Source organism: Mycobacterium sp. NPDC051804, assembly GCF_044452905.1.
Taxonomy (GTDB): domain Bacteria; phylum Actinomycetota; class Actinomycetes; order Mycobacteriales; family Mycobacteriaceae; genus Mycobacterium.
The window spans coordinates 548675-561436 of record NZ_JBITCD010000002.1 but is presented as its reverse complement, the minus strand read 5'-3'; the positions used below and the strand labels follow the sequence as shown (position 1 = coordinate 561436).

9 protein-coding genes are annotated in these 12762 nt (G+C 65.2%); 7 read left to right on the top strand and 2 right to left on the bottom strand.

Annotated features, from left to right (window positions below):
* Window positions 1-25 precede the first annotated feature (25 nt).
* A complete protein-coding gene (locus tag ACIA48_RS08430) occupies window positions 26-1246 on the top strand; it encodes a cytochrome P450 (protein WP_396730709.1) in 1221 nt (406 codons plus the stop codon).
* A gap of 49 nt (window positions 1247-1295) precedes the next feature.
* Here the strand turns inward: ACIA48_RS08430 and ACIA48_RS08425 are convergent, their stop codons facing one another.
* Window positions 1296-1817 carry a chitin-binding protein gene (locus tag ACIA48_RS08425; protein ID WP_396729651.1) on the bottom strand — a complete coding sequence of 174 codons (522 nt, stop codon included), beginning with the start codon at window positions 1815-1817 and terminating at the stop codon, window positions 1296-1298.
* Between the two features lie 112 nt (window positions 1818-1929).
* Window positions 1930-3228, bottom strand: a complete 1299-nt coding sequence (locus ACIA48_RS08420; RefSeq protein WP_396729648.1) for an amidohydrolase family protein — start codon at window positions 3226-3228, stop codon at window positions 1930-1932.
* Between the two features lie 107 nt (window positions 3229-3335).
* On the opposite strand from ACIA48_RS08420, the gene ACIA48_RS08415 reads away from it, so the two are divergent.
* From ACIA48_RS08415 to narJ, 6 genes are all read left to right on the top strand, one after another.
* Window positions 3336-3920 (top strand): carboxymuconolactone decarboxylase family protein, encoded by a 585-nt coding sequence (locus ACIA48_RS08415; protein WP_396729645.1) that lies wholly within the window; start codon window positions 3336-3338, stop codon window positions 3918-3920.
* Window positions 3921-4029: 109 nt separating this feature from the next.
* Complete coding sequence (locus ACIA48_RS08410) at window positions 4030-5418, top strand: MFS transporter (protein ID WP_396729643.1); 1389 nt, start codon at window positions 4030-4032, stop codon at window positions 5416-5418.
* A 149-nt stretch (window positions 5419-5567) separates the two neighbouring features.
* Window positions 5568-6794, top strand: coding sequence for a nitrate/nitrite transporter (locus ACIA48_RS08405; protein ID WP_396729640.1), 1227 nt, complete (start codon window positions 5568-5570; stop codon window positions 6792-6794).
* Complete coding sequence (locus ACIA48_RS08400; protein ID WP_396729638.1) at window positions 6791-10486, top strand: nitrate reductase subunit alpha; 3696 nt, start codon at window positions 6791-6793, stop codon at window positions 10484-10486. Before ACIA48_RS08405 ends, ACIA48_RS08400 begins: the two co-directional genes overlap by 4 nt.
* Window positions 10483-12129: a nitrate reductase subunit beta gene (narH, locus tag ACIA48_RS08395; RefSeq protein ID WP_396729635.1), complete on the top strand. Its 1647-nt coding sequence runs from the start codon at window positions 10483-10485 to the stop codon at window positions 12127-12129. Before ACIA48_RS08400 ends, narH begins: the two co-directional genes overlap by 4 nt.
* Window positions 12126-12761, top strand: coding sequence for a nitrate reductase molybdenum cofactor assembly chaperone (narJ, locus tag ACIA48_RS08390; protein ID WP_396729633.1), 636 nt, complete (start codon window positions 12126-12128; stop codon window positions 12759-12761). The genes narH and narJ overlap by 4 nt, the downstream gene beginning before the upstream one ends.
* The last annotated feature ends 1 nt before the right edge of the window (window position 12762 follow it).

The window sequence follows — 12762 nt, the reverse complement described above, 5'->3', positions numbered from 1 at the left end:
GGAACCGGTTATGGCCACCCGGATCATGGATGAAGCCGCGAAGGTATTCGCCGACCCCAAGTCGTACACCGACGAGGCGTCACTGCATGCGGCGCTGACCCACCTGCGGGCCAATGCGCCGGTGTCCTGGGTAGAGGTGCCGAACTACCGGCCGTTCTGGGCGATCACCAAGCACGCCGACATCATGGCAATCGAACGGGCCAACGACGTCTTCACCAACTCACCTCGTCCAGTGCTGATGAACACCGAAGGCGACGAGCAGCAGGCCGCCGTCGGCATCAACACGCTCATCCACATGGACGATCCCCAGCATCGGGTCGTTCGCGCGATCGGCGCGGACTGGTTCCGCCCGAAGGCCATGCGGGCGTTGAAGGTTCGCGTCGACGAACTCGCCAAGCGGTTCGTCGACCAGATGGTGGCGGCGGGACCGGAATGCGACTTCGTCCAGCAGGTCGCGGTGAACTATCCGCTGTACGTGATCATGTCGATGCTCGGCCTTCCCGAGCAGGACTTCCCGCGGATGCTCAAGTACACCCAGGAGTTGTTCGGCAATGACGACGAGGAACTGCAACGCGGGACCACCAAAGAAGAGCAGATGACCGCGCTGCTCGAGATGTTCGCGTACTTCACGGCGGTGACGGCGTCTCGCCGTGCCGAGCCGACGGAAGATCTGGCGTCGGCGATCGCGAACGCCACCATCGACGGTGAGCCGCTCAATGACATCGAAACCGTGTCGTACTACGCGATCGTCGCTGCCGCCGGACACGACACCACCAGCGCCGTCATCTCCGGCGGAATGCAGGCGCTGATCGACCATCCCGACCAGCGCGAGCGCCTGCGCGCCAACATGGATCTGATGCCGCTGGCCACCGAGGAGATGATCCGCTGGGTCACGCCGGTGAAGGAGTTCATGCGCACCGCGCAGGAGGACACCGAGGTGCGCGGCGTTCCGATCTCGGCCGGGGAGTCGGTGCTGCTGTCGTACGTCTCGTCGAATCGTGACGAAGACGTCTTCGACGAGCCGTTCCGATTCGATGTGGGACGCGAACCCAACAAGCACAACGCGTTCGGCTATGGCGTCCACTTCTGTCTGGGCGCGGCGCTGGCCCGGATGGAAGTCAACAGCTTCTTCTCCGAGTTGATCCCGCGGCTTGACGAAGTGGAGCTGACCGGCGACCCTGCTCAGGTCGCGACGATCTTCGTCGGCGGACTCAAGCATCTTCCGATCCGCTACTCGCTCAAGTGAATTGAAGATGGCCGCCCCGGTAACCGGGACGGCCACCCTCGGATTCATGTCAGATCGGGAGCGGTATCCAGATCCCGAAGAAATCAAAGCCCCACTGGTTGTAGCCCGGGTCCCACCGCGGCTGTTCGGTGAAGCCGAAGTAGTTGATGGGCGCCGGCGGCGGACCCCACGGCTCGGGGAGCGGTCCGTCCCAGGCCGGTGGCGGAGGCGCGCCCCAGCCCCACGGCGGCAGTCCGGCACCCCATGGTGCGCCCTGGAACCGGCCGCGCCAATCGTTGTCGTTGGGGTTCCAGGGCGGCCGCCAGTCGTGGCCGCTGGGTCCGCGGAAGTCTTCTGGGGGTCCGCCAGGCCCACCGCGGCCCGGGTCGCCGGGTGCCGAGTGCTGCTCAGGCGGGCCGCCGCGATCACCACCTGATTCCGGGCCGCCGGGTCCGCCACCAGGACCGCACCGGGCACCGGGTCCTGCGCTGCACGGAGGTGCCGCGCTGGCCACCGCTGAGGTGGCGCCTATGCCTGCGGTAGCCAACGCACAGCCCACCGCCGCGCACGCGACCAATCGTTTGAGTTGCATTGCCTAGCCCTCTCGTCGGTTTATGCCCGACCCGAACGCGAGGTTAGGAAGGCTCTCTAGGAGCGAGCTATGTCGTCCCTAGCAAGGCGCTGTACAGATGCGCCGCATTGATTCACTTCTGTTGCGCGGTGGCCCGGTCCAGTTGTGCCTGCAACGAATTCGCCCCGAGGCCGTCGCCGCCGTGGTCGTGCTTGCTCAGCGCCTGAATGGAGACATCGTGGCCTTCGGCCGCCTTGCGTAGTGCACCGACCGTCGCCTGCTCCTTCGAGATATGGCTGAACGGGTCGAAGTGATACCAGCGCATGGCGTTTTCGTACGTCATCTTGTTGATCTCGGTATCTGTCGCGCTGTACTTCTTGAGGACCTCGTCGAGTTGCTCGGGGGCACCAGGCCACATCGAGTCGCTGTGCGGATAGTCGGCTTCCCAGCAGATGTTGTCGATTCCGATCTCATTGCGCAGCGCCACGCCAACCGGGTCGGAGATGAAACAGGTCAAGAAGTGGTCGCGAAAGACCTCCGACGGCTTCTGCTTACCGAAGTCCTGACCCGTCCACGTCGAGTGCATCTCATAGGTGCGGTCGGCGCGGTCCAAGAAGTAGGGGATCCACCCGGTGCCGCCCTCGGACAGCGCGATCTTGAGGTCGGGGTACTTCTTGACGGGCTTGGACCACAACAGATCTGCCGCGGCTTGCACGATGTTCATCGGCTGCAGCGTGATCATCACGTCCATCGGTGCGTCGGCCGCGGTGATGGCGAGCTTGCCCGACGAGCCGATGTGCACGTTCATCACCGTCTCGGTGTCGACGAGCGCTTCCCACATCGGGGTCCAGTAGTCGTCGTGGAACGACGGATACCCCATTGCGGCGGGGTTCTCGCTGAATGTCAGTGCGTGCACGCCGCGTTCGGCGTTGCGGCGGATCTCCTTGGCGCATTCTTCGGCGTCCCAGATCACCGGCAGCGTCATCGGAATGAAGCGCGCCGGATACGCCCCGCACCACTCCTCGACGTGCCAGTCGTTGTAGGCCTGCACCAGCGCCAGGCTGAATTCGGGATCCTCGGTGGCGAACAACCGTCCCGCGAAACCACAGAACGTCGGGAAGCAGATTGACCCGAGGATGCCGCCGGCGTTCATGTCCTTGACCCGCTCGTCGACCTGCCAGCAGCCGGGCCGGATCTCGTCAAGACCTTGAGGCTCCAGGCCGTACTCCTCTTTCGGCCGGCCAGCGACCGCGTTGAGTGCGACATTGGGGATCACAACGTCGCGGAACTGCCACGTGTCGGACCCATCGGGGTTGTGTACCAGCCGCGGCGCCTCGTCGAGGTACTTCTTGGCCAGATGGTTCTTGAACATGTCGGGCGGCTCGACGATGTGGTCGTCGACGCTGATCAGGATCATGTCGTCCTTGTTCACGGCGCCACTCCTCTGTAGTTGCTTACCGTATGGCCAACAGTTTAGCTGTCGCGGACCGCGCGCTACGGTGTTTCCCACCGCTAACCTACGGCGATACGAGGTGCCTGATGTCCCGAATCAACCCTTCCGCGGCTTTCGCCGCGATCCCGGTGGACGACCTCGGTCAGGGTGACCGGATCAACCTCGGCGTGGCGTCGATACTCGGTCACCGGCCGGAGGTCGCGGGTGCGCTGGGGGCCGTGCGCGCGGCACTTGTCTCCACCGGCACCCTGTCGCCGCGACTGGTCGAACTGGTGCGATTGCGGATCGCCTTCCACAACCAGTGCCGGAGCTGTATGTCGGTGCGCTACCAGAGTGCGATCGACGACGGTCTCACCGAGGATCTGGTGTGCTCGCTCGAACAGCCGGCCGACGCCGGTGATCTCAGCGACGCCGAACGCAGCGCGCTGCGCTACGCCGACCTGTTCGCCACCAACCACCTCGCGATCGACGACGCGGTATACGACGACCTGCGCAAGCACTTCAGCGAACCCGAACTCGTCGAACTCGGCGTGCACTGCGCGTACGCGGTGGGTATCGGTCGTTTGGCGGCTACGTGGAGCGTCACCGACGATGTGCCCGACGCGTTCCGGTCGACGTCGGATTCGCCTCTGGCGCCGTGGGATTCCGAAGGCGTTGTCGCTTCTGGCTAGCCGCAGGTCAGCGCCCCTGACTGGCGTGTCAACCGCATTTGCGTGTACAAACCTCAAACGGTGTGGGGCGCTGGCATGATGTGTCTTTGCCATGGCAGAGAGGCGCGAGATGAACTCTGAGACCGCTGACAGTGATCTGGTCGGCGGAATTCCGCGTCGCCGCATAGTGATCGCTTCGATGGTGGGTACCACCATCGAGTTCTACGACTTCTATATCTATGCCACCGCGGCGGTCTCGGTATTCCCGCACCTGTTCTTTCCCAAAGGCGATCCGACGACCGCGCTGCTGGCCTCGCTGGCCACCTTCGGTCTCGCCTTCGTGGCCCGACCGGTGGGTTCGATCCTGTTCGGTCATTTCGGCGACCGGGTGGGACGCAAGGCCACCCTGGTCGCTTCGCTGCTGGTGATGGGGATCGCGACCTTCGTCATCGGACTGCTGCCCACCTACTCCCAAGTCGGTGTCATCGCTCCGGCACTGCTGGCGATCATGCGCTTCTCACAGGGTCTGGCACTGGGCGGCGAATGGAGTGGCGCAGCGCTGCTGGCCACCGAAACCGCGGAGAAAGGCCGAAGGGGCTGGGCGGCCATGTGGCCGCAATTGGGAGCGCCGTTCGGATTCCTGTTGGCCAATGGGCTTTTCGTAGGGCTGCTGCTGTGGCTCGGGCACAGCAATCTGAGCCCCGATCCCAACGGGGCGTTCCTCACCTGGGGCTGGCGTGTGCCGTTCCTGCTGAGCGCGGTGATGGTGGCCATCGGGCTGTACGTGCGGCTACGCCTCATCGAGACACCGGTGTTCACCCGCGCCGTCGCGCGCGGCGAGAAGGTGAAAACGCCAGTGACCGAAGTGTTTCGAACCAGTTGGCGCCAGCTCATCATCGGCACCTTCGTGATGCTCGCGACGTACACGATCTTCTACATCGTGACGACCTGGGCGTTGAGCTTCGGCACCGGCAAACGGCCGCCAGACGGTAAGGGCCTCGGGTTCGCCTACGTTGACTTCCTCCAGTTGCAGTTGATCGCCGTGCTCTTCTTCGCCGCGACGTTGCCGCTTTCCGGTCTGGTGTCGGACCGCTTCGGACGCCGGCGCTCCCTGCTGGTCGTGACGATCGGAATCATGGCCTACGGTGCGCTGTTCGCGCCGATGCTCGGATCCGGCACCACGTCCGAAGGCGCGATGCTGATCTTCTTGATCATCGGTATGACGTTGATGGGCTTCACTTTCGGTCCGATGAGCGCGGTCCTGCCCGAACTGTTTCCGACGAACGTGCGCTACACGGGTTCGGGAATCTCCTACAACGTCGCGAGCATCCTGGGCGCCGCGGTCGCCCCGTTCATCGCCACCTGGCTGGCGACGTCCTACGGCGTCGGCTGGGTGGGCCTCTATCTGTTCATCGCGGCGTGCTTGAGCTTCATCGCGATCCTGGTCATGCACGAGACGAAGGACACCTCGCTGGATTCCGCGGCCGAACCCGACCCCGGAACGGTCATCACTCCCTAATTCCCCCAGCAGGGCGACATTTCAGCAAATAATCACAAGTCGCTCATGCCCGCGCGAACGCTCCGGGGCGGCCGTGATGACACCGCTTTAACCGCAATAGTTTCCGCGAAAGCCGCCCTCCGGATGCAGTCGGGTGGTTGTCTGGGCGTGTGAGCACGGCGACGACGCCGGACACCCGCACCGGCAGAACTGTGAACCTGGTGCTGGCCACGTGGGTGTCGGCGATCAACTTCTGGGCCTGGAACATGATCGGCCCCCTTTCCACTACCTACGCGGGCGACCTGAAGTTGAGCAGTACCGAGGCGTCGATGCTCGTGGCGACGCCGATCCTCGTCGGGTCGCTCGGCCGCATCGTCATCGGATCGCTGACCGACAGGTTCGGCGGCCGCACGATGTTCATCGCCGTATCCGTCGCGTCGATCGTGCCGGTACTCGCCGTGGGTGCCGCCGGGGCAGCGGGGTCCTACCCGCTGTTGCTCGTCTGCGGCTTCTTCCTCGGCATCGCCGGAACGATATTCGCCGTCGGCATTCCGTTCGCGAACAGTTGGTTCGAGGCCTCGCGACGCGGTTTCGCCACCGGCGTCTTCGGGATGGGCATGGTCGGCACCGCGCTTTCGGCGTTCTTCACACCGCGATTCGTCCGGTGGTTCGGTCTGGTCACCACCCATGTGATCGTCGCGGTCGCGCTCGCGCTGACGGCGGCAGCCTGCGTCCTGGTGATGCGGAACTCGCCAAACTTCACCCCCAACACCGGGGCTGTGGTGCCCAAGCTGGTCGCCGCCGCGAAGTTACCCGTCACGTGGGAGATGTCGTTCCTCTACGCGGTGGTGTTCGGCGGGTTCGTCGCATTCAGCAACTATCTGCCCACCTACATCAAGACGATCTATGGGTTCACGGCGGTCGACGCGGGCGCGCGCACGGCAGGATTCGCGCTCGCCGCCGTGCTGGCCCGACCGGTCGGCGGAGCTTTGGCCGACCGGATCGCCCCCAAGTACGTGGTGCTGACGTCCTTCGCGGGGACGGCGGCGATGGCGTTGGTTGCGGTGTTTCAGCCGCCGGCGGACGTGTGGTCCGCAGCGACGTTCATCACGCTGGCGATCTTCCTCGGGGTCGGCACCGGCGGTGTGTTCGCGTGGGTGGCACGCCGGGCGCCCGCACAGTCGGTGGGTGCGGTCACCGGAATCGTCGCCGCGGCAGGCGGCCTCGGTGGCTACTTCCCGCCGCTGGTGATGGGTGCGACGTACGACGCCACCGACAATGACTACACCGTCGGACTGCTGCTCCTGGTGGCCACCGCACTGGTCGCCCTCGGCTACACCGCGTTGCGGTTACACGCGCACGAACCGGAGGCTCAACCCAGTAAGGGCGGTACATGACGACGACACCGCACACCGGCGGCCCTATCGAGGAACTGCTCGAACGCAGCGGCCGTTTCTTCACCCCTGGTGAATTCTCCGACGACCTGCGCACCGTCACGCGTCGCGGCGGACGCGACGGCGACGCCTTTTACCGCGACCGCTGGAGCCATGACAAGGTAGTGCGCTCCACACACGGTGTGAACTGCACGGGCTCGTGCTCGTGGAAGATCTACGTCAAGGACGGCATCATCACCTGGGAGACCCAGGAAACGGACTATCCCTCGGTGGGGTCCGACCGTCCCGAATACGAACCGCGCGGCTGCCCGCGCGGTGCGGCGTTCTCCTGGTACACATACTCGCCGACGCGGGTGCGCTATCCCTACGCTCGCGGCGTGCTGGTCGAGATGTACCGCGAAGCCAAAGCGCGACTGGGTGATCCGGTGCTCGCGTGGGCGGACATCCAGGCCGACCCGGAGCGCCGCCGCCGATACCAGCAAGCCCGCGGCAAAGGTGGGCTGGTTCGGGTGACGTGGACCGAGGCGACGGAGATGATCGCCGCCGCCCACGTTCACACCATCAAGACCTATGGCCCGGACCGGGTCGCCGGCTTCTCGCCCATCCCGGCCATGTCGATGGTCAGCCACGCCGCCGGCTCCCGGTTCGTCGAGCTGATCGGTGGAGCGATGACCTCGTTCTACGACTGGTACGCCGATTTGCCGGTGGCCTCCCCTCAGGTGTTCGGCGATCAGACCGACGTACCGGAGTCCGGGGATTGGTGGGACGCCGCGTATTTGATGATGTGGGGTTCCAACGTCCCGGTCACCCGCACACCGGACGCCCATTGGATGGCCGAGGTGCGTTACCGCGGCACCAAGGTCGTCTCCGTCAGCCCGGACTATGCCGACAACACCAAGTTCGCCGATGAGTGGATGCCGTGTGCGGCGGGCACCGACGGTGCGCTGGCGATGGCGATGGGTCACGTAATCCTCTCCGAATACTTTGTCCGTCAGCGGGTTCCGTACTTCGTCGACTATGCGCGCAAGTTCACCGATCTGCCATTCCTGATCAAGCTGGAGGAGCGAGACGGGGCGCTGGTGCCCGGAAAGAACCTCACCGCGGCCGATCTCGGCCGAGGGTTCGCGGAACAGGAGAACTCAGCGTTCAAACCGGCCCTGCTCGACGGGGCGACGGGTACCGTCGCGGTACCGCAGGGGTCGTTGGGGTTCCGCTTCGGCGACGGGGGTGTCGGCCAGTGGAACCTCGATCTGGAAGCCCTGGTGCCCGCTCTGACGGTGGCGACCGAGGGCGGTGAGGTCGCCGCGATTTTGCTACCGTGCTTCGACACCGTCGACGGTCATGGCGCGACCCTGGAGCGTGGGGTTCCGGTGCGCCGCGTCGGGGATCACCTGGTGTGCACGGTGTTCGACCTGATGCTCGCGCAGTACGGGGTGGGTCGGCCCGGCCTGCCGGGGGACTGGCCGACCGGTTTCGACGATTCCCAGCATCCCTACACGCCGGCATGGCAGGAATCGATCACCGGAGTGTCTGCCGCACAAGCGATTCGGGTGGCCAAGGAGTTCGCCCGCAACGCCGAGGACACCAACGGCCGGTCGATGATCATCATGGGAGCCGGCATCTGCCAGTGGTTCCACGGCGACGCCACCTACCGCGCCGTACTGGCACTGCTATTGCTCACCGGCTCGATGGGCCGAAATGGCGGCGGCTGGGCGCACTACGTTGGGCAGGAGAAGTGCCGGCCGATCACCGGTTGGGCGACGCTGGCGATGGGCACCGACTGGTCACGTCCGCCGCGGCAGATGGCCGGTACGTCGTACTGGTACGCCCACACCGATCAGTGGCGCTACGACGGCTACCAAGCCGACGCGCTGGCCAGCCCGCTCGGCCGCGGACGGTTCGCGGGCAAGCACACCATGGACGTACTGGCCTCGGCCGCCGCGATGGGCTGGAGTCCGTTTTTCCCGCAGTTCGACCGCTCCAGCCTGGCCGTCGCCGACGACGCGATGGCCGCTGGGCGCGACGCCTCGCAAATTCCGAACTACGTCGCCGAGCAACTGGCAAGCGGCGCACTGAAACTCGCCGTCACCGATCCGGACAATCCGGCGAACTGGCCGCGGGTGCTGAATGTCTGGCGGGCCAACCTGCTCGGCTCGTCGAGCAAGGGCAACGAGTACTTCCTGCGGCATCTGCTCGGCACCACCTCGAACGTTCAGGGAAAACCAGCCGAGTTGCGCGCACGGGACATCGTCTACACCGACGAGATTCCGGAAGGCAAACTCGACCTGCTTATGTCGATCGACTTCCGGATGACGTCGACGACGCTGCTGTCCGACGTCGTGCTGCCCGCCGCCACCTGGTACGAGAAGGCGGATCTGTCCAGCACCGACATGCATCCGTACATCCATGCTTTCAGCCCAGCGATCGACCCGCCGTGGGAAACGCGTTCCGACTACGAGGCGTTCGGCGCGATCGCCAGGATGTTCAGTGCGCTGGCCGCCAAACATCTCGGCACACGCACCGACGTGGTACTCGGCACGTTGCAACACGACACCCCGGGGGCGATGGCCTACCCCGGCGGCGCGGAAAACGACTGGCGTGTCACCGGCGAGACGCCGATTCCCGGCAAGACCATGGGTCCCATCGCGGTGGTCGAACGCGACTACGCCGCGATCGGTGAGAAATGGGTGACGTTGGGTCCGCTCGTCGACAGCCTCGGCGTCACCACCAAGGGCATCACCACCCATCCGACTACCGAAGTCGCCGAGCTCGCCGCAAAGTTCGGGGTGATGGATTCCGGTGCGGCCCAGGGGCGTCCGGCCATGACGACGGCGGAGCGGATGGCCGACGTGATCCTCGCCTTGTCGGGCACGTCCAACGGCAGGCTCGCGGTCGAGGGGTTCCGGCAGCTGGAGCGCCGGACCGGCCGCAAGATGGTGCATCTGGCCGAAGGCAGCGAGGAACGGCGCATCACCTACGCCGACACGCAGGCCCGTCCGGTGCCGGTCATCACCAGCCCAGAGTGGTCGGGCAGCGAGACCGGGGGCCGCCGCTACGCACCGTTCACGGTGAACATCGAAGAGCTCAAACCGTTCCACACGCTGACCGGCCGCATGCATTTCTACGTCGACCACGACTGGCTGGAGGAGTTGGGCGAACAGCTGCCGACATACCGGCCGCCGCTGGACATGTCGCGATTGTTCGGTGAACCAGCGGTGGGCACCGGCGACGGCGTCGGGCTGACGGTCCGCTACCTGACTCCGCACTCGAAGTGGTCTATCCACTCCGAGTACCAGGACAACCTGTTCATGCTTTCACTGTCCCGCGGCGGGCCGGTGATGTGGATGAGCCCGGCGGATGCTGCGAAAATCGCTGTTCGCGACAACGATTGGGTCGAGGCCGTGAACCGCAACGGTGTGGTGGTGTGCCGCGCCGCCGTCAGTCACCGGATGCCCGACGGTGTGGTGTTCGTCTACCACGCGATGGAGCGCACCATCGACGTGCCGCTCACCGAGACCACCGGAACCCGTGGCGGGATCCACAATTCGATGACTCGGCTGCTGATCAAACCCAGTCATCTCGCCGGCGGCTACGCGCAGCATTCGTTTGCGTTCAACTACCTCGGCCCGACCGGTAACCAGCGCGACGAGGTGACGGTGGTGCGCCGTCGCTCCCAGGAGGTGAGCTACCAGTGAAAGTCATGGCGCAGATGGCGATGGTGATGAACCTCGACAAATGCATCGGATGCCACACCTGCTCGGTGACCTGCAAACAGGCCTGGACCAACCGGTCCGGCACCGAGTATGTGTGGTTCAACAACGTTGAAACCCGCCCCGGCCAGGGTTATCCGCGCACCTACGAGGATCAGGAACGCTGGCGCGGGGGCTGGCAGCGGGACCGCCGGGGCCGCCTACGGCTTCGCGACGGCGGCCGGTTCTCCAAGTTGGCCCGGATCTTCGCCAACCCCAAGTTGCCGTCCATCGAGGACTACTACGAGCCCTGGACCTACGACTACGAGAACCTGATCTCGGCACCGCTCGGCGACCAGATGCCGGTGGCGCCGCCGCGCAGCCTGATCAGCGGCAAGCCCATGAAGGTGTCCTGGTCGGCCAACTGGGACGACGACCTCGCGGGATCGCCCGAAATCGTGCCCGGTGACCCGATTTTGGCGAAGGTGAGCGAGGAGGTGAAGCTGCAGCTGGAACAGACGTTCATGTTCTACCTGCCGCGGATCTGTGAGCACTGCCTGAACCCGTCGTGCGTGGCGTCGTGCCCGTCGGGCGCGATGTACAAGCGCAGCGAGGACGGCATCGTGCTTGTCGACCAGGACCGCTGCCGCGGGTGGCGGATGTGCGTGTCCGGTTGTCCGTACAAGAAGGTGTACTTCAATCACAAGACCGGCAAGGCCGAGAAGTGCACGCTGTGTTATCCGCGCATCGAGGTCGGGTTACCGACCGTGTGCTCCGAAACCTGCGTGGGCCGTCTGCGGTACCTGGGGTTGGTGTTGTACGACGTCGATCGAGTGCTCGAGGCGGCGTCGGTCGAGGACGAGAAGGATCTCTACGAGGCGCAGCGGCAGATCCTGCTGGACCCGACCGATCCCCAGGTGATTGCGGGCGCCCGCGCCGAGGGTATCTCCGACGAGTGGATCGAGGCCGCCCAACGGTCACCGGTCTACGCGCTGATCAACACCTATCGGGTTGCGCTGCCGCTGCATCCAGAGTTCCGGACGGTGCCGATGGTGTGGTACATCCCGCCGCTGTCACCGATCGTCGACGCGGTCAGCCGCGACGGACATGACGGCGAGGACGTCGGCAACCTGTTCGGGGCGCTGGACGCGCTGCGCATTCCGATCGAGTATCTGGCCGGACTTTTCACCGCCGGGGACACCGCCGTTGTCGAGGCGGTGCTGCGGCGCTTGGCGGCTATGCGTTCCTACCTGCGCGACATCAACCTCGGCCGCGAAACCCAGCCTCACATTCCTGAGGCCGTCGGGATGACCGAAGAGCAGATCTATGAGATGTACCGATTGCTCGCATTGGCGAAATACGAAGAGCGTTATGTGATTCCGACCGCGTACGTTGCCGAGGGTCCGCATCTCGAGGAGACGGGTTGCTCACTGTCGTTCGACGGTGGGCCGGGGATGTACGAGTCGGGTCCATTCGGGGAAGCCAGCGGCGGTCCGGTGCCGGTGGCCGTGGAAACGTTTCACGCACTGCAACAGCGCCAGACCCACGAGGGCATGGCGGCCAACGCCGATCGCCCATCCCGGGTGAATCTGCTCAACTGGGATGGCAGGGGAGTGCCGTCGGACATGTTCCCGGGCGGCAAGTCGTGAGGCGAAAGAATCAGCTGCTGCAGGATCGCCTGGTGTGGCAGGCGGCGTCATTGCTGTTGGCCTACCCCGACGACCAACAGGGCCGCAGGCTGGACACCGTCAACAAGTTGTTGGAGCGCATCACTGGCCCTAACGCCGCGCTGCTGGGAACGACCGTTGCGACACTTCGGATGCAAAACACGATGCAGGCGGCGGCGTACTACGTCGAAACTTTCGATCTGCGGCGACGCTCGACGATGCTGTTGACCTACTGGACCGCAGGGGATACCCGCAATCGCGGCGCAGAGATGCTGGTGTTCGCACAGTCATACCGCGACGCCGGCGTCCAGCCTCCGAAAGGTGAAGCGCCGGATCACCTTCCAGTCGTCTTGGAATTCGCCGCCACCGTCGACCCAGTGGCCGGACGACGGCTGCTCGCCGATCACCGTGTCCCGATCGACGTGTTGCGGCGGGCGCTGGTCGATGCCGGCTCGCCGTATGCGCCTGCCGTCGCTGCGGTGGTGGCGACGTTGCCTGCCGTCGGCGATCAGGACGCCCGACGGCTACTGCACTCAGGACCACCGGCCGAAGCGGTTGGCCTGCAGCCCTTTCAGCTGACGGTGCCCCCACGGCGGGCAGAAGGAGGCCGGTGAC